The sequence below is a fragment of the Myroides injenensis M09-0166 genome (genome assembly GCF_000246945.1).
GTDB classification, from domain to species: Bacteria; Bacteroidota; Bacteroidia; order Flavobacteriales; family Flavobacteriaceae; genus Flavobacterium; species Flavobacterium injenense.
In genome coordinates this window covers 1-18721 of record NZ_BAEX01000072.1, presented here as the reverse complement: position 1 = coordinate 18721, position 18721 = coordinate 1, and the positions used below count along the sequence as shown (strand labels likewise).

At 30.9% G+C, this 18721-nt stretch carries 19 protein-coding genes; 8 read left to right on the top strand and 11 right to left on the bottom strand.

What is annotated here, in order from left to right; all coding sequences use genetic code 11:
• Nucleotides 1-29 precede the first annotated feature (29 nt).
• From metG to RH98_RS11500, 5 genes are all read right to left on the bottom strand, one after another.
• Nucleotides 30-2090, bottom strand: a complete 2061-nt coding sequence (metG, locus tag RH98_RS11520; protein ID WP_010254883.1) for a methionine--tRNA ligase — start codon at nucleotides 2088-2090, stop codon at nucleotides 30-32.
• A 130-nt stretch (nucleotides 2091-2220) separates the two neighbouring features.
• Nucleotides 2221-2454, bottom strand: a complete 234-nt coding sequence (locus RH98_RS11515) for a hypothetical protein (protein ID WP_010254880.1) — start codon at nucleotides 2452-2454, stop codon at nucleotides 2221-2223.
• A gap of 47 nt (nucleotides 2455-2501) precedes the next feature.
• Nucleotides 2502-3023, bottom strand: coding sequence for a hypothetical protein (locus tag RH98_RS11510; RefSeq protein WP_010254878.1), 522 nt, complete (start codon nucleotides 3021-3023; stop codon nucleotides 2502-2504).
• Between the two features lies 1 nt (nucleotide 3024).
• Nucleotides 3025-3591: a hypothetical protein gene (locus RH98_RS11505; protein WP_010254876.1), complete on the bottom strand. Its 567-nt coding sequence runs from the start codon at nucleotides 3589-3591 to the stop codon at nucleotides 3025-3027.
• A 540-nt stretch (nucleotides 3592-4131) separates the two neighbouring features.
• Complete coding sequence (locus tag RH98_RS11500; protein WP_010254874.1) at nucleotides 4132-5592, bottom strand: DUF5074 domain-containing protein; 1461 nt, start codon at nucleotides 5590-5592, stop codon at nucleotides 4132-4134.
• A gap of 204 nt (nucleotides 5593-5796) precedes the next feature.
• Between RH98_RS11500 and RH98_RS11495 the strand changes: the two genes are divergently transcribed.
• Complete coding sequence (locus tag RH98_RS11495; protein ID WP_010254872.1) at nucleotides 5797-6915, top strand: DUF2891 domain-containing protein; 1119 nt, start codon at nucleotides 5797-5799, stop codon at nucleotides 6913-6915.
• A gap of 16 nt (nucleotides 6916-6931) precedes the next feature.
• On the top strand, nucleotides 6932-8596 hold the full coding sequence (locus tag RH98_RS11490) for a hypothetical protein (RefSeq protein ID WP_010254870.1): 1665 nt from the start codon (nucleotides 6932-6934) through the stop codon (nucleotides 8594-8596).
• Nucleotides 8597-8619: 23 nt separating this feature from the next.
• Here the strand turns inward: RH98_RS11490 and RH98_RS11485 are convergent, their stop codons facing one another.
• Nucleotides 8620-8967, bottom strand: a complete 348-nt coding sequence (locus RH98_RS11485) for a tRNA-binding protein (RefSeq protein ID WP_010254868.1) — start codon at nucleotides 8965-8967, stop codon at nucleotides 8620-8622.
• Between the two features lie 39 nt (nucleotides 8968-9006).
• Nucleotides 9007-9573 (bottom strand): 2'-5' RNA ligase family protein, encoded by a 567-nt coding sequence (locus RH98_RS11480; protein WP_010254866.1) that lies wholly within the window; start codon nucleotides 9571-9573, stop codon nucleotides 9007-9009.
• Between the two features lie 255 nt (nucleotides 9574-9828).
• On the opposite strand from RH98_RS11480, the gene RH98_RS11475 reads away from it, so the two are divergent.
• Nucleotides 9829-10764, top strand: coding sequence for a hypothetical protein (locus RH98_RS11475; RefSeq protein ID WP_010254863.1), 936 nt, complete (start codon nucleotides 9829-9831; stop codon nucleotides 10762-10764).
• Nucleotides 10765-10836: 72 nt separating this feature from the next.
• On the opposite strand, the gene RH98_RS11470 is transcribed toward RH98_RS11475, so the two are convergent.
• Nucleotides 10837-11055: a hypothetical protein gene (locus RH98_RS11470; RefSeq protein ID WP_010254861.1), complete on the bottom strand. Its 219-nt coding sequence runs from the start codon at nucleotides 11053-11055 to the stop codon at nucleotides 10837-10839.
• Between the two features lie 172 nt (nucleotides 11056-11227).
• Here RH98_RS11470 and RH98_RS11465 point away from each other — a divergent pair, with 172 nt between their 5' ends.
• Nucleotides 11228-12052, top strand: a complete 825-nt coding sequence (locus RH98_RS11465) for a hypothetical protein (RefSeq protein WP_010254859.1) — start codon at nucleotides 11228-11230, stop codon at nucleotides 12050-12052.
• Between the two features lie 90 nt (nucleotides 12053-12142).
• Nucleotides 12143-12982 carry a DUF3592 domain-containing protein gene (locus RH98_RS15305; RefSeq protein WP_026038872.1) on the top strand — a complete coding sequence of 280 codons (840 nt, stop codon included), beginning with the start codon at nucleotides 12143-12145 and terminating at the stop codon, nucleotides 12980-12982.
• Nucleotides 12983-13027: 45 nt separating this feature from the next.
• Here the strand turns inward: RH98_RS15305 and RH98_RS11455 are convergent, their stop codons facing one another.
• Together RH98_RS11455 and RH98_RS11450 are read right to left on the bottom strand one after the other, a co-directional pair.
• Entirely contained in the window at nucleotides 13028-14281 is a 1254-nt protein-coding gene (locus RH98_RS11455; protein WP_010254857.1) for an aspartate kinase, read from the bottom strand.
• A gap of 6 nt (nucleotides 14282-14287) precedes the next feature.
• Nucleotides 14288-14755, bottom strand: coding sequence for a GNAT family N-acetyltransferase (locus RH98_RS11450; protein ID WP_010254856.1), 468 nt, complete (start codon nucleotides 14753-14755; stop codon nucleotides 14288-14290).
• Nucleotides 14756-14848: 93 nt separating this feature from the next.
• Between RH98_RS11450 and fbp the strand changes: the two genes are divergently transcribed.
• The gene (fbp, locus tag RH98_RS11445) at nucleotides 14849-15859 is read left to right on the top strand and encodes a class 1 fructose-bisphosphatase (RefSeq protein ID WP_010254855.1); all 1011 of its coding nucleotides are present in this window, start codon (nucleotides 14849-14851) and stop codon (nucleotides 15857-15859) included.
• A gap of 66 nt (nucleotides 15860-15925) precedes the next feature.
• Here fbp and RH98_RS11440 read toward each other — a convergent pair whose 3' ends face one another.
• Entirely contained in the window at nucleotides 15926-16357 is a 432-nt protein-coding gene (locus RH98_RS11440) for a tellurite resistance TerB family protein (protein ID WP_010254854.1), read from the bottom strand.
• Between the two features lie 280 nt (nucleotides 16358-16637).
• On the opposite strand from RH98_RS11440, the gene RH98_RS11435 reads away from it, so the two are divergent.
• A complete protein-coding gene (locus RH98_RS11435) occupies nucleotides 16638-17069 on the top strand; it encodes a deoxycytidylate deaminase (RefSeq protein WP_010254853.1) in 432 nt (143 codons plus the stop codon).
• A 13-nt stretch (nucleotides 17070-17082) separates the two neighbouring features.
• A complete protein-coding gene (locus tag RH98_RS11430; RefSeq protein WP_010254852.1) occupies nucleotides 17083-18663 on the top strand; it encodes a S41 family peptidase in 1581 nt (526 codons plus the stop codon).
• Nucleotides 18664-18721: the final 58 nt, after the last annotated feature.

Below are 18721 nucleotides of genomic sequence, written 5' to 3'. Positions count from 1 at the left end.
TTTTTTTTATTATTAGGTTTTCTTATTTATTAATTGATCGTTGCACCATTTGATACCTCGTCTTCGTCTGGATTAATAAAGACTAACTTACCATTTTTATCTTCAGTCATTAATATCATTCCTTGACTTTCTACTCCTCTTAAAGCGCGAGGAGCTAAATTTGCAAGAACTGTAACTCTTTTGCCAATTATTTCTTCTGGTTTAAAGTGTTCTGCTATACCAGAAACAATTGTGCGAACGTCTAGACCAGTATCTACTTTTAAAACTAAAAGTTTATTTGCTTTAGGCATTTTCTCAGCTTCGATAATAGTACCTACTCTCATGTCTAGTTTAGCAAAGTCTTCGTAAGTAGTAACATCTTTTTGAGTTTCTACAACTTTATTAGCAGCAGCATTAGCTTTTTTTGAAGCTTCTAAGCGATCTAATTGTTTTTGTACTTCCTCATCCTCAATCTTAGCAAATAAAAGCTCTGCTTGTCCTATTTTATGGTCAGGAGCCAATAATACTTTATCTTCAGATATATTATTCCATTTGATTGGTGTTTCTATCTTAAGAATAGATTTTAATTTATCAGCAGTAAATGGTAAAAATGGTTCTGCTAGCGTACTTAATGCTGCTGCAATTTGTAACGCAACATACATTTGAGTTTTAACTCTTTCAGGATTTTCTTTAATTAGTTTCCAAGGTTCTTCATCAGCTAAATATTTATTTCCTAAACGAGCAACATTCATTACTTCAGAAAGTGCTTCTCTGAATCTATAACGTTCAGTAGAACTTGCTATAACACTTGGGTAAGCTCTTAATTCTGTAAGAGTAGCGATATCTACATCCGTAAATTCATTTGGATGAGGAACAATACCGTCGTAATATTTGTTTGTAAGAACGACAACACGATTGATGAAGTTACCAAAAATAGCAACTAGTTCATTGTTATTACGTGCTTGGAAGTCTTTCCAAGTGAAGTCATTATCTTTTGTTTCTGGAGCATTAGACGTTAAAGCATAACGCAATACATCTTGTTTTCCAGGGAAATCTTCTAAGTATTCATGTAACCAAACTGCCCAGTTCTTTGAAGTAGAAAGTTTATTACCTTCTAAATTAAGAAATTCATTAGCAGGAACGTTGTCTGGTAATATATAGCTTCCTTCTGCTTTTAACATTGCAGGGAATATTACACAATGGAATACAATATTGTCTTTACCTATAAAGTGAACTAATTTAGTATCATCTGATTTCCAATATGGCTCCCAATCTTTTCCTTCTCTTTCTGCCCATTCCTTAGTTGAGGAAATATATCCAATAGGAGCATCAAACCATACATATAACACTTTTCCTTCTGCACCTTCTACAGGAACAGGAATACCCCAATCTAAATCACGGGTTACAGCACGAGGTTTTAGCCCATCGTCTAACCATGATTTTACTTGACCATATACATTTGGTTTCCAATCATTTTTATGACCTTCTAAAATCCAATCGCGTAGGAATGTATCGTATTGGTCTAATGGCAAAAACCAGTGTTTTGTTGATTTTAAAACAGGTTTAGAACCAGTAATTGTTGATTTAGGATTGATAAGATCCGTAGCATTTAGTGAAGTACCACATTTTTCACATTGGTCGCCATATGCTTCTTCATTACCACATTTTGGACAAGTACCTGTAACAAATCTGTCTGCTAAGAATTGTTGTGCTTTCTCATCATATAGTTGTTCAGTTACTTCCTCAATAAATTTACCATCATTATATAGCTTTTTGAAAAATTCAGAAGCCGTTTGATGATGGATAGATGAAGATGTACGAGAGTAATTATCTAATGAAATACCAAAGTCTACAAAAGATTGTTTAATGATAGCATTATATTTATCAATTACTTGTTGTGGTGATATTCCTTCTTTTTTTGCTTTCATTGATATGGCTACACCATGTTCATCACTTCCACAAATAAAAGCAACATCTTTCTCTTGTAATCGTAAAAAACGTGCATAAATATCCGCTGGTACATAAACACCTGCTAAGTGTCCAATATGTATAGGACCATTAGTATAAGGTAATGCAGCGGTAATCGTGTATCTTTTTGGATCTTGTATCATAAATCAATCTATGTTTTATTTAAAAACAATTCAATATAATGTGCAAAAATAAACAATACGAATGGATTAATAGAATTTAATTTCTAAAGTATGGTTACTTATTGCAAGTATATAGCTAAGTGTGATAATATTAATTTGAGTTGCTTTTTTCCTGTTGAATTGACTGTTTGAGCTCCTCATTCATTTCAAAACGTTGATTCGTTGAAGAGGAACTATTTTCTTTTGTACCGTGCATCGGTATAGCAACACTGTTTTCTTCTGTTGTATTATTATTCTTTTTAGGAGTAGATGTTTTGTTTTCAGTACAACTAAAAAGTAAGCCCATGCAGAAGGCAACTATTAGAATGGTTGTAAGTTTATTCATGATTTTTTTTGTAAAAATACGAGATAATCTTCACATCATAAATGTTTCTATTTATCAGAAGTCTCATTTTTACTTGTAATAGATTCTTCTAATTCACTTATTTGAGGTTTTATTTCAAGTGGTAATTCTTGTACCAAAGAAAACTCATTTGAAACAACTTTCTTCTTTTTCTTACTAAACAGAAAGAAAAAACATGTAATTGCCCAACTAAACCAAAATAAGTATCCGCCCATATGGAAGTATAACTTCATATGTTTATGAGAAGTAGTTGTAAAATCGATATAGGTGAGATAAGCTCCAAAGGCTCCCATTACTAAAGCTAAAACGGCAATGAGTCTAGTAACAAAAATAGGAGTTGCATATCGTATTAAAGTCATTAATAGGATTAAGCCTGCTTGAATTGCAAAAATGATTAAAGTTGTTTTCCACGCTGTTTTAAAAACTAAATATTCTCTATAGGCTAAGCTTATACCTATTCTCCCAATAAAAGACATTTGTGAAAATAAAAAAGCTGCAATAAAAGCCAGTATTAACTGTACTAATAATAAAATTGTAATATTCTTTGCCATCTTAGTGAGTAACTTTCCAACCTTGCTCTTCAGAGAATTTTAATCTAAATTTTTTGGTAATAAATTGTGCATGAGGTGTTTTGTCATCTTTTAGAATTGAAAAAGGTGTAATGTCTTTATGTAATAGAACAACAGCATTAGCCGTTCTTTTTCCTTTATTTTCTATTTGTATTGTGCTTTCTTTTGTAACATTATATTGTAATGTTTTGAGTAAAATACGATTATTCTTTTGTTCAATTACGTAAGGGTGAGCCTTAGCAGCAAGACCAATTGTCACATTCCAAATACTATCTTTTGATAACCATTTCTTTTTTGAAGTTTCATCCGAAAACGTAAGATAACCTTCTTCTTCTAACTTTTTATAATTAGCGATAAGGACACTATCTTTTTTTGCACGAAGTTTTGTTTTACCTAGAGTGAGAGAGGCACTTTCATAAATAGGCTTCTCTTGTAAGTAATCACTTATAGTACTCAATGCCTTTGAGGTATTTATATTTTTATCGGTACAACCTACTAGAGCTCCAATAAAAAGAAAGGCAATTATGAATGATAGTAATCTTGATTTCATAAGTTAAATTTTAATCAAATTTACAAAAAAAGTAATACGATAATAAGAAAAAAACAAATGATAACTATTTGATTTATAGATGATAGAAATAATAGCAGCCATTTTTTGTGTTGTAAAAGTTACTTCTCATCTATAAATAAAGATAAGTTCAATAAATTGTATTGTACTTTTTTAATACAATGAAATTTAACTTGTATAATAACAAAAAGGCTATTGAAAATTGTACAGTAAATGGTAGGATTATTAACTATAGCTGTACAGTTATAGTAGGACGAGACATGTTTTAGTACCCATGACTCCATGGTGAGTCCATAGTGAGTCCATGGTGACTCTATTAAAATAAGGGTTTTCAATGGAGTCACCATGGTTTCATAATGTTGTCAATTTGGAAATATTGCGCATTGAAGTAGAACAATAGTAGTTCTATTCTATATCAATTGATTTAACGATGTTTCTGAAATATAATTTTTTGGTCTAAAGCAAAAGCCCTCACTATATCTTTATTATAGTGAGGGCTGAACTTTGAGACAGGAGAAAAATCTACTGTACAATAAGTTGTATTTCTTTTGTTACTGATTTTCCGTTTGAAACTGCTTCAATCGAAATATGAGTTATACCTCTAGTGTTATTTGTCTTAATAACAAGGTGTTTTTCTAACTCATTATTATCACTGCCTACTAATTCTTGTTCAATGTCTATCTGTGCTAAGTCAGCGTTGCGACTTGATACTTTGAATTGAATAAGATTAAATGGTGAATCTTGATCAATCACAAAATCTTTTAGGACAATTCTGTTTTCCGTATTTGTTTTTGCTATGAATTGGTTAGCTGTGATTTGTGGGGCGTTATTATCTTCGAAAAGAGGTTGTGCAGGGAACCAGAAATATCCACCATCTGGATTGTAAGATGTGCTTTCATCATTACCTCCTAATAGTTTTATATTTTTTACTAAGCCTCCATTCTTATCTATGATTTGAACCAAATTATAACTTCCATTGCTTCCCCAACCTTTTCTTTTTACCGTAAGTACTAAGTTATTTGTATGTGGGTCTATACGCATTCCAGCACCATAAAATTCTAACATTACATTTTCATCTTGGCCTAATTTATAGAAGTTTGGATTTAAGGTATTATTCTCAACATCAAATTGTGCAATAGTATTACCGCCATTCCAAGCACCCCCATTTGCGTTCCAATAAACATATTTTCCATCCGTACTAGCCGTTAGAGATCCTGCGTTCCACGCTCCCCATTGACCTTGAATAGATGTTCCACTTATTGGTATATTATTCATCTCATCATTGTTGAAAGGGTTTATTTTTAAAAGATGATCTCCGTTACCTACCCATACTATTCCTTTTCCATCTATTGTCAGTTGAGAATATTTATCTGTATATTGTTTTAGTATGTTATCAGTATTTATATCTATGATGTAGAGTGTATTATTACTCCCTACTGCATATAGTTTATTGTTTATTACAGCCATATTACCAATCTGAGTATTAATGCCTGCCAGGGTTTTGTCTATTTTAAGATTGTCAATGTCGAATACTGTAATTCCTTTACTAGTAGAGATGTACCCTTTACTTTTTGTCGCTCCTACAAATGCTCTTCCATCACCATTAATATCTTCTAGTGTAAGTACTTCTTTAAGGTTCTTATCTGTTACTACTAATCTGTTTTGTTGTTTAGAAATAAAATAGTAATAGTCTCCATATGCAGTAGCTGATGCAGTAGTCACACCAAATTTTTTCCCGGGATTATTTTCTCTATATACTCTATAGAATGGGTTATAGGATTGATCAATAAAATTTACTGTTCCATTATCATGACCAAACCAGTCTTCATTAACGATATAGAACCCAGAAGGTTTTATTAATGGAGTAACGTAGTCATTAGATAGGATACGAGTGTCGTCAGTAGTATTGTCGTCATTATTACATGCAAATAGGAAACTTACTAATCCTATTGCAAGAAATTTACTAAAGTTGCTTTTAATCATTTTTGTTGTTTTTTAATTGGTTAAAAATAGTTAAGCTATATAGTATTAGCAAATACTTTTTTAAAGTATTCTTATTTGTATAAAAGTCTTTTAACCATATAATTATAAAGGCGAGAATTAATTAGATCTTTTTTATTGCACAGGAAATGCTATTAGCCGAGTATAATTTTTTATTTTTAGAAATTATAAATAAGATTGGTTATTATGAAATATATCGGGACTCTATTATTATCAAGTGTTTTTCTTCTTAGTTGTACTACTAAAGAAACTTCAAAAAAGGAGACTGTACAAGAGCAAACACAAGTTTCAGATGCCTTTAATGATTTAGAACTTGGAATAGATGAAGCTAGAAAAATAATTGAATTGCCGCTGCATTGCATCGAAATTGAATACCCAAATAAACTAGGTCAAGTCTTAGGTCAAGATTCAGATTTAAAAACTCCAAAGCAGTTAAGACCAATATTTTATGGATGTTTTGATTGGCATTCTTCTGTGCATGGATTTTGGTCTATTGTGACCTTAATGCAAAAGTTTCCTGAGATTGATGAAAATGGTGAAATCAGAAAACGCTTGAATAATCTTATTACGAAGGAAAATTGTCAAATAGAATTGAATTTTTTTGAGGATAGCAATAATAAGAATTTCGAAAGAACATATGGGTGGGCATGGTTGTTTCAATTACATAGTGCTTTAAAAAAATGGGATGATAAAGATGCTCAGAGATGGGCAGATGTACTAGAGCCTCTTGCTGAAAAGTTAATGGAGCGATATGAAGATTATTTGCCTAAACTATTATATCCTATACGTACTGGAACACATGATAATACTGCTTTTAGTCTTTCATTATCTTTAGATTACGCTAATGAAACAAACAATACAAAGTTTAGAGATCTGATTGTCAAAACAGCAAATAGACTATATAAACAAGACCAAAACTGTAATATAAGTTTTGAGCCAAGTGGACATGACTTCTTATCTCCATGTCTAGAAGAAGCTAGATTAATGAGTAAAATTTTAAATACTCAAGAGTATTCAGAATGGTTAAAGAAATTTTTACCCTCTATTTATAGTGATGAGTTCTTATTAGAAACTGCAAATGTGTCTGACCGTACAGATGGGCATCTAGTACACTTGGATGGTTTAAATTTTAGTAGAGCAACTTGCCTTCAGGAAATTAGTATGAAATTACCTGAGCTAAAAGAAAAGCTTTTACCATTAGCCAATCAACATTTTAATACATCATTTAAAAATATTTCTGGTGATGACTATATGGGGAGTCATTGGTTAGGAACCTTTGCTCTATATACTTTATTACATAAATAAAAGATTTAAATACATTATGACTATTAAAGATTTGTTTGGTCGCGATCGCGACCAAAGTGAAATGTCGATAGATTGTGTCAGAGAACTATTTGATCTTAGTGTCGTTGCGAATACCTATATCTACCAGACATTAGATATGGAAAAAGATGAAAACTTAAGTGGTATTAAAGAAGGCTTCGTTGAAATTTTTGAGCAAGAGGATCCAAATATTGTATTAGATAATTTTAAATTTTACTTTTTTACGACTTCCAATAGTTTGTGTTTTTGTATTAGTAATAAGGTTATTGATGAAAATGAGAATGAAGTAACAGAAGCATTTCATTATTTTGCTGATTTGTCTGATGTGAACCAAAATAAAGTTTTTGTTGGTTATCAGGAAAATCAAGAAAAAGGGGAGATACCTGTGTTTGTTTCTGAGGAAGATTACATTTATTACAAAAAAGCTTTCCCTTATTTTATATTGCTTAGTGATTTTATGAAGTTCTTGAATCAAATTAGTGCGTTCGACAACCACTTAACGAGCATGGTAGAAAAGGCACAATTAGTAGATGTAGAAAGAATGAATCATCAACCTCCTATTAGTTCTTTATTTTACAATAATATTTGGTTTGATGTTGTGAGCCTTAGGGAGGGATTAAATTTATTAAAAGGAATTAGAGGTGTTAATAATACTGGTGAAGACCTATATACTGAGAATGGTAGTTTTTTAAATTTAGAAAAGGAGAATACCTATTTCTTAGTAGCAAAAGAAGATATAAAAGTAGAAAATTTTGAAGCATTAGAAGAAATTGAGGGATATGATATTAGTGTACAAGGATATCTATTTTTAGGAGACTTAACAGTAGAGAAAACATTTTTTTGTGACGATTTAGATTATTCACCTATTGTCGTCGTCAAGAAAGATCTTAAAGTATTAAATGCTTATTTCTGTGGGAATATACATTATATAGGAGGTAATTTGTCAGGAGACTTTATTTATTGTAAGTATATTAAAGGTCAATTACATGTACAACAAACTTTTGATGTAAGAGTCGTAGTTTCATGTAATATGAATTGTTATCTTAATAATATTAAGGTAAGTGTAATTATTAGTGATAATATGATTTATGGTGTGGATCGATTAAAAGATGAAAAAGGCAATCCATGTTTTGCTTTAAATCTATATCCTACAACACATAGTGTCAGAGATGTTTTTGATGATAGTATTAGAATTGATACGCTATGGGGAGTGGAATTTCCGAACGATGATGATATTATTCTAGCGCTTACTAATAATACTCGTATTACAAAGTATCGCAATCATTATGTCGGTTTCAATACTACAATAAGTAGTAGATTCAATGCTATTTTTAGTAAGATAAGTGATGATACAGAGAGATGTAGTTACCGAATAGATGATAACTTCTATTGTGAGTATTTCTATAATATTTTTGACTTTCAGGGTAAAAAGTATAGAGAAATCGGAAAACTAGATAAATTAGGTCATTACCAGGCTCGCATCTTGCATGATGTCGTAGAAGATACTTATGATGCTTATGTAGAATTTTACAAAGATGATAATGTTACTTTTATAAGTGCATTTAAATCTAAGTTGACAGATACTTTTACATCAACAAAGAGTGCTCAATTTTCATTCAATCAAGCAGAAGAAATATTTAATAAAGATAAAAGCTCTAAGTAGAGTTTTTATCTTTATTATTTTAATTATCCTATTCTAAGACCATTTACACATGGCTTATCCATTGTCATTAATGTTACCTCTTTTCCTTCTACTGCTCCCATTACCAGACATTCGCTCATAAAGTTTGCAATTTGTTTCGGTGGAAAGTTTACTACAGCTATTACTTGTTTACCTACAAGTTCCTCTATAGTATAAAGTTTAGTGATTTGTGCGGAAGTTTTCTTTGTACCAATTTCTTCTCCAAAATCCACTATAAGCTTATAAGCGGGATTCTTAACTTCTTTAAATACTTCAGCTTGTATAATTGTACCTACACGCATATCAACTTTTGAGAATTCATCCCAAGTTAGTTTATCTGTGTTTTCGCTCATCGTTCTCTATTTTATGGTTTTTTCAAAAATATTAAAATATTAGAATAATACCAATTGCTGGGGTGAATCCTCTTCTTGAGATAGGAAAGGAAAAGTTGTGATCGTATCAAATTGAAGCCTTTCTTTATGTAATCGTCTTAATGCGATTTTTGTACATGTAAATGATAAAGAAGGAGTGTCAAAAGTTTCAAAAGCTGTTTGAAGTTTTAAACTATTTAGTTTTCTAGCGATTGATAGGTGAGGTTCAGTACTTTTATAAGCATTTTTTATTTTAAGGGTATCCATTAGTTTTTTGGAATACACTTTAAGTATTTGCTTTGCAAGTTCATCTACGCTAAGATAAAATGCTCCATTCGGGAAAGAATTGAACTGGTTAAACTGTACAACTGTTGGATTAAAAGTAGAACAACATTTAGATGTTAGTAGAATAAGTTTTTCTATTTCATCTTCATTCATTTGAAATTCCGCAATCGTGATATGGGCAAGGGCATTTTTACTATTATACCATCCTATTTTTTCTGCTAATTGCAATTTCATCTGTTTTATAATTTCAATGAAAGCATCATCAGGCTGAAAACAAAGAGAGTATTTATTCGTATAGCTCATTATTAATTAGCTTTTTTAGCAAATTTAAAATAATATATAAGCTTTGATGTAGAATGCTAAAGCTTTTTATTAACAGTTTAAAGTGGATAAGTAAATAAGGTATAAGAGTCTTAAATGGCAAAATAAGATTTTTGAATATAAATAAGTGGCATTAATTAGTGTTTTAGTGTTGTTAATTCGTTTTGGTTAAGATGGTAATCTCAATATGTGTTTAAAATAGAATTATCTTTGATAGTAATTAAATTTCATAGTATTATGAGTTCTCGTTTTTTTCAATTGAGGTGTTTTAATATCATACTGATTGTTTTTTTTCTTGTTGCAGGATGTGTAAGAAAACCTGTTGAGAAAGAATTTTTTATTGACAATCCTACCAATGAGGAGATAGCTATCCAAATTGATAATAATAGAATAGTAGTAAATCCCTTGTCGTATGAGAGTGTTCTACTATCTGCAGGCAAGCATTCTTTTACTTATTTAGATCAAAATATTGAGTTTGTCGTAAAACCAAGTGATAAAGAGGTGGTGTTAAATCCTACTTTGCAACCCTATATCTATTACACTGATTTATATATTGGAGATGGACATACTGAGAGTGACCGGAATCGATTTAAAGAAAAATATTACTCAACGGTAAAAACATTTGATGGCGACTCAGTAGTTGTGCCGTTTAAGATAATAGATAATCAATTGTTTATTGAGCAGAGTAATTTTAATTGGTCTTTACGACCTTGGAATGCTTGGGCAAAGGAAATCTCTGCAGATCCCAAAGAAACGGGGGTATTACATGGTGTTCCTGTATGTAAATTATTTCGATTGAATGATTTTTATACAGAAATTGGTGAAATGGATACTGAAGAATTGAAGTATATTATTGGACATCTTCCTAAGAAAAAGCTGTCTGAAATTGAGGCTTATACACTTTGTAATGAGCAGTTTTCTTTTGATTGTGAGAGTGCAGATAGCGTATTAAAGGAAATAAAAGACGACTTTAAGTCATTAGTAGATATGTCTGATCAGGAATACCATTCAATACATGATAAGCTTTTTAAAAAAGATATAAGAAAGTTGTATTTTACTGATAAAGATTGCTATAATGTAAACGATTCAGTTTTCTTTAAAGAATCAAGGCGACTAGCCGCGAAAGTAAATGAATTGGAAACAATGAATGCTTTTATTATTAAGAAACCATAGTTAAATACAAAAAGGGATTATCTATTTTACAATATGTAGATAATCCCTTTTTATATAATTTTATATCACTAATTACATCACAATAATTCTTCCTCTAAAAGGTTCTTTAGTGTGTATATCGATATTGTGAGCTTTAGAAACATATATTTTACAAGGTTCTATTTGGTAAACAAATTCATCTATTAGTTTAGAAACTTGTACTATTGGGTTTTCAATTCTATGATCATTAAAATCTACAACAAGTAAATCGTTATCAAAGTCAAGGGCAGAAAATTCTTTAACGTATTTCATAATTAAGTGTTTTATATTTTAGTTAAGTTACAAATTATATAATTGGAACACAATTGTTTTTAAGATATTATATTTTAGGAGATTATCAGAGTTTTTAAGATAGCGCTAAAATTTGTGGTATATTTATCTACATATATAAAATAATAGTCAATAAATTATAAAAAGATAATTAATGGTTAATCAGAGCAGTATTGGAAATAAGAAAAAGCCTAAAGTGTCTATTTTTTTTATTTTTGTCGCAATTTATATTTTATCTTCATTTTCGAGTTACTTTACCAACTTTATAGAGTATAAAAATCAGTTCTTTCACGATTTAGAAATAGTATTAGAAGGAGAACAGTATCAAGGAGTAGTTGGTTTTTTAGAGACGGATGAAGGAAGATTTCTTGAGATAGAATTTGTCAATAATAACAATGAAGTTCTTGATGCTCCTGTTGATATGTTATTTCAGTTAAAAAACAGTTATATAGGAGAACGCCAGTTTGCGTATCTTAAACCTTCAACAGGCGAAATAGTCATCGTAAAATCTATAACGATTTATCTGATAATTGGTGTATTAGTGGGTTGTCTATTTATTCTATCTATAATTTTTGGAGTTTTATCTTCTTTTTTGCGATCGATATCGAATGCGCTTGGAAATTTTGTAGCTCAAATTAATGCGCTCGTAGTGGTTCCTATAATGTTACTATTTATTGATTCTGTTTTTATCTTGATGATAAAGGATAGTCTTTTTCAATCTGATAACCAGAGAACTATTGTGATGGTACTTACTTTTTTATTATCATTTTTTATTATAGCGTATGTAATTAGAAAAGTTAAGAGTATCCAGTCAAAATATTCTGTTTCCACTAAAACTCAAGATAAGCATTATAGTAAACATAATATTGATGGTGAAGCGAGTTATGATATAGTAAGTTCTAAAGAAGAGATGTTGAAAAATGATTTAATTGAGCGTAAAAAGATTAAATATAAGCATCAGACATCTAGATATCAATAAATGTAAAATATTTTTTAAAAGAATAAGATATTGAATTTTATTAGTGAAAATATAATGGGCGTGACTTACTTGCTATGTATCTTTTATAGCATGTGGCTCACTTACAAGATTATTAAAAATGGTTCTTTAGGAAGAGGTTGCACAACTTATGTATATGTTTTTATAGTGGTTAGTGCAATCATGGGGTTCACTATTGGCGTGTCAAGCTTTGTAATACAAGATATTTATAAAAAAACAACGACAATCTATAATGGCGAGAGGTATATAGGTGAAGTTATATCGTATGAATCTTATGATAGCTATGATTCTGATACAGGAAATACCACTGTGATGTATACTCCAGTCATAGCCTTTACTACTCATAATGGTCAAGAGATTGAATATCAACTTTCGTATTCTTCTAGTTCTGAGCCTTATAAGGGGCAACTGTATAAGATTTATTATGATGAGGCAGCTCAAACTACTGTAGAAGTCGGTTTTGGAGCCTTTTCAATGTTATTTATTTTAATCCTGTTTCAAACTATATTAGTGGGTGTATTTATAGGGGTGGTGATGTTTGCTATGGGGCGAGATATGAGAGGTTATAAAAGAGTGGTATCCTATGTAGGTTTGAATATTATAATACCCATAATTATGATTGCCTTTAGCCTCTTGTTAATTTATGTATTGTTTAATGGAGATGATAAACCTCTGTGGGTAAGTTTTGTATGTGGTTTGTTTGCGTTTTTTTTAATCTTAGGTACAATTGGTTATTTCAAAGGTGTTGTCGGCAAAAATGTAAAATGGGTACAGACAGGACATAATAGTTGGAGTGCTATTGTAGAAGAGGATGAGGAAGAACAACATATAATAGATTCAAAGGATAACAATGATTTAATACATAAAAAAAAGAATAAGTATAAGCAGAAAACCTCAAGATATGATGATTAAAAAAAGGATAGCTTATTAGCTATCCTTTTTTATTTATATTGTATTTTATTCTTTTGTTACAATCTGCATTGTTTCACGATTTACTTGTTTTAATAGTAATGTTTTTCCACTAATAATGGTAGCTGCAGAATGCTCATCAAAATGTCTTATCGTATATAAGGATACGTTCTCATTATAGCTTACTTTAAATTTGTCTGCTAAGGCTGCTCGCAAATCTGTAAAATGATTGAATTTGTCTTCTGCGCAAACTGAAAAGCTAATTGCAGAGTTTTGAATAACATTTACCTTTAAATTATATTCGTGGAATAATCTGAAGATATCACTGATATTTTGTTCCATTATAAAAGAAAAATCTTTAGAAGATAAGGATATCAATAGTTGATTTTTTTTAACAATAAAACATGGTGTTTGCGGTGTCAGAGCAGCTCCTTTTGATACATTTGTTCCCGATAATGTTGGGTTTAGAAATGACTTTACATATAATGGTATTTCTTTTTGTCTTAAGGGTTGTAAGGTTTTAGGATGGATTACAGATGCTCCATAAAAAGCTAGTTCTATCGCTTCTTGATAAGAGATATGCTCTAGTAAAGTTGTCTCTTCAAAATAGCGCGGATCAGCATTAAGTACACCAGCGACATCTTTCCAGATTGTTACGCTTTCTGCGTCTAGTGCATAAGCAAATATAGCAGCTGAATAATCAGAGCCTTCTCTGCCCAGTGTCGTTGAGAAGCCATTAGAATCAGATCCTATAAAACCTTGGGTAATATATAATTTTGTTTTATCTATATTGGTTGTTATGTTTTGTTCTGTTTGTGTCCAATTTACCTCTGCATCTCTATAGGTCGTATCTGTTTTTATTAAATTGCGGGCATCTATCCACTCATTGTTTATCCCACATTCTTTTAAATAAAAATGTAAAATAATAGTTGAAATTAATTCTCCGTAGCTTACTATTTGATCATAAACGAAATTATAATTAGGCGACTTATTGTTTAGTAGGAAATAGGTGATTGCGTCAAATTGTTCTTTTAGTTTTGTGTAAATAGGATGATTATCTAAAGGGAAAAGTTCTTTTACAATTGCATAGTGATACTCTTTTACAATATCTACTGATTCAGCTAAATCAAATCTGTTTTGGAAGTAATTATGAACAACAACTTCTAGTGCATTTGTCGTTTTCCCCATAGCAGATGCTATGATTAGGCTATTGTTGTAACCAACAGTTTTTAATACTTGACATACATTTTTTACATTTTCTGCATCTCGTACAGAAGCTCCTCCAAATTTGAATACTTTCATGGATTCTTAATCACTTAAATTGTTTATTCCTTTTTCATCTATTTGAACAGTGTACCAGTCTTTCAGTACAGTTGCCCCTGTTTTATTATAAAAGTCAATGGCAGGTTCATTCCAATTTAAAACAACCCATTCTACTCTTTTTACATTCTGCTCCTTAGCAATTTTCATTATTTCTTTATACAGCGCCATTCCCGCACCAGTTCCTCTACTGTTTTTGCTAACGATCAAATCTTCTAAATGAATTGTCTTTCCTTTCCACGTAGAATATCTGTTGTAATAAAGCGCCATACCAACAGTTTCATTATTGTGTTCAGCTAGTAATACATTAAATAATGGAGTGGCAGAAAAGCCATCTCTAATAAGGTCATCAACTGTGATGTCTACCGCATTGGGTTCGTTCTCATATTCAGCTAATTCGCGGATAAGTTCCAATACTCTTGGCATATCCTCAACAGTTGCCTTTCTTATATTCATTATCAATTATATTTAGCAGTTATTACTTCGAAAGAATAACAAAAATAACGATATTTGCAGAATTAAAGACACAACTTAAGAATCATTTTTATAATGACAACAGAAAGAAATCAAACCTTAGGAGAGTTCATTATTGATAAACAAGAAGACTTTAAATATTCTTCTGGAGAGTTATCAAGATTAATCAATTCTCTTCGACTTGCAGCTAAAGTTGTTAGTCACCAAGTAAACCAAGCTGGTTTAGTGGACATTGTTGGAGCTTTTGGAAAGCAAAATGTACAAGGAGAGCAACAACAAAAATTAGATGTTTATGCAAACGAAGTGTTTATCAAAACATTAATCAATAGAGAAATCGTTTGTGGTATTGCATCTGAGGAAGAAGATGATTTTATCGAAATTCACGGTAAAAATGGAGGAAATGATAACAAGTACGTAGTACTGATGGATCCGCTAGATGGATCATCTAACATCGATGTTAACGTTTCAGTAGGAACAATTTTTTCAATTTACAGAAGAGTTACGCCAATAGGAACTCCTGTTAAGAAAGAAGACTTTTTACAAAAAGGGGATAACCAAGTAGCTGCAGGTTATGTAGTATATGGTTCTTCTACAATGTTAGTTTATACTACTGGATGTGGTGTAAATGGATTTACTCTTAATCCTGCTATAGGAACATTCTATTTATCTCATCCAAATATGAAGATAAACGAAGATGGACATATCTATTCAATCAATGAAGGTAATTATGTTCACTTTCCACAGGGAGTAAAAGACTATTTAAAGTATTGTCAAGCAGAAGAAGACGATCGTCCTTATACTTCTCGTTACATAGGTAGTTTAGTTTCTGATATTCACAGAAATATTTTAAAAGGAGGTATCTATATTTATCCTACAAGCTCTAAAGCACCAAAAGGTAAATTGAGATTGTTATATGAGTGTAATCCAATTGCTTATATAGTGGAACAAGCTGGAGGTAGAGCATCAGATGGTTATATGAGAATTATGGAAATTGAGCCTACTGAATTACATCAAAGAGTACCTTTCTTCTGTGGTAGTAAAAACATGGTAGCGAAAGCTGAAGAGTTTATGGCTAAGTACAAATAAGTAAGAATATATTATTATAAAAAACAAAAGTCTCTAAAGGAATTTCTTCTTCAGAGACTTTTGTTTTTATTCTTTTTTTAAGTGTTGTATTTCATTGATAAAAGTATCTATATCTACATTTAAGACTAATAAGGATAAAGACTTATCTACTAAGTAATCGATATTAGTTGTAAAGCCTAATGCGACAGCAAACTTTTTCAAAATTTCTTTTTGTTTAGGACCTAATACGTGATCAACATAAACCATTCTTGCTAAATCGTATAATCGCTCAATCCTATTAATTTCTAAGTAAGGAGGATTAACTGGATATTTTTCGGGATGTTCTAATATTGCGTGATAATCAGTCTCAGAAATGTCTAAGCGCTGTGCTAATACATCAATAAACGCCTTTTCTTCAGGGCTAAGATGTCCATTTTCCATTGCTACGCGTACAATAGAAGCAAAATGCCCTTTGTTACGCTCTTTAAATCCTGCATCAAATAAATCTGTATATGACATTTTCTTTCTTTTTTGAGTTATTAAATTGGTTGAATTATAAAAGTAAGGTACTCAAAAAATAATAAATTAGCGTTAATAAAATCAAAAAAATAATTAATCCCTAATTGAGTTAGTTATTTGATAAAGATATCCTTTATTTATTGTGTTTTAAAGGTTGTTGATTTTGGATTAAAGAAAATTCGCTTTAACTCTAAGCTATTTCATTATTTTATAAAAATGATACCAAAACTTATGTGTATTTTTGTTTTGTAAAGTATTCAGAAAGAATTAATTTGTAAAAATGACTGAGAATCCTAAAATTACAAAATACGATAAAGCATATTTAAGAATTGCCAGAGAGTGGGGGCAACTTTCATATTGTAAAAGAAAAAAGGTGGGCGCTATTATTGTAAAAGATAGAATGATTATTTCTGATGGTTACAATGGTACTCCTTCTGGTTTTGAGAACTGTTGTGAAGATGAGAATGACGTTACTCATTGGTATGTATTGCACGCAGAGGCAAACGCAATTCTTAAAGTAGCAAGTTCTACCCAGAGTTGTCAAGATGCTACTTTATACATTACAATGTCGCCATGCAGAGATTGTAGTAAATTAATTCATCAAGCAGGTATCAAAAGAGTAGTCTATCTTCAAGGATACAAAGATATGGCAGGAATAGATTTTTTAATAAAAGCAGGGGTTGAGGTTCTTCATCTTCCCGATTTAGATTAATTATTATATATACATGAAGAAAATCTTTTGGCCTTTTATAATTGCTATTTCATTATCCCTTGGAATTCTCTTAGGAGGCTTTATTGTTTCTGCATCTTATCGTTCTAAGAATAGTTATTTTACCAATCACAATAAGTTGAAATTAAACCGACTAATTGATTTTATCGAACAAGAATACGTAGATAACGTAGATACAGATTCTATTGTTGATAAAACGGTAACGACTATATTAGAACAATTAGATCCTCATTCAATTTACATTGCGAAAAACGAGATGCAGAGTGTTACGGAATCTATGCAAGGTAGTTTTGTAGGTATTGGTATCAACTATTATTTTTATAAAGATAGTATTGCAGTTATTAGAAATATTCCTGATGGACCTGCAAGTAAAGCTGGTATTAAAGCGGGAGATAGAATATTATCTGCTGATGGTGTTTCATTGCATGGTAAAGCTATTGCTACTGACAGTATAGCTAAATATCTTAGAGGGAATAAGGATACAAATGTAGCCTTGTCTATTTATCGAAAAAAAGAGAATAAGGAAAGTGAAGTTATAGTTAATAGGCAACCTGTTTCTTTAAAGAGTGTAGATGTCGCTTTAAAATTGAATGATGGTTTAGGCTATATTAAGATTAATCGTTTTGCAAGTACGACCTATGCTGAATTTAATGTTGCACTCAAACAACTAATAGCAGAGAATATTACAGGTCTTATCTTAGACTTACGAGATAATGGTGGTGGATATATGGATCAAGCTATTAAAATATTAGATGATCTATTAGAAAAAGACCAAATCGTAGTTAAGACAATCAATAAAGGTGGAAGTGAAAAAGTAACTAAGTCAAAAAGCAATGGATTATTCACTTCTAAACCACTATATGTTTTAGTAAATGAAAATAGTGCCTCAGCGAGCGAAATTGTGGCGGGTGCTATTCAAGATAATGACAGAGGACAAATAGTAGGGCGCCGTACTTTTGGTAAAGGGCTTGTACAACGCGAACTTTTGTTAGGGGATGGTTCTGCAATTCGTCTGACAACAGCAAGATATTATACTCCTTCTGGACGATCTATTCAGAAGTCTTATAAAAACGGAATTGAAGAGTATAATAATGATTTTCGCACACGATATGAACACGGCGAACTATATGCAGCAGATAGTATTAAAGTTGCAGACAGTTTACAATTTAAAACTCTAAATGGTAGAGTTGTCTATGGAGGTGGAGGTATTGTACCAGACTTATTTGTGCCAATAGCACAGAAACATGGAGAGGACACAACTATCGTATTAATGAAGACGGGTATCGTGAGCTATTTTGTCTTTGAACAGATTGATAGGGATAGAGAGCGATTTGAAAAAATGTCAAAAGAAGAAGTTATCAACTATGTTATGAATGATAATAAGATGTTTAATGCATTTATTAAGCATTTACAAGCGAATAACTTATTCTTCAAATTAGATAAGAGAAAAGAGGTCGTTAAGTATTATCTAGCAGCAGAATTTATTAATCAGTTGTTTACACCAGAAGATTATTATTTATGGTTGCTTAAGGAAGATGATATGGTTAAAACAATAGATAAAACAGTAAAGAAATAGAATAGTGTCATTTACCTATTATAAATAATTGAATAGTTCAAAAATAGGATATAAAAAA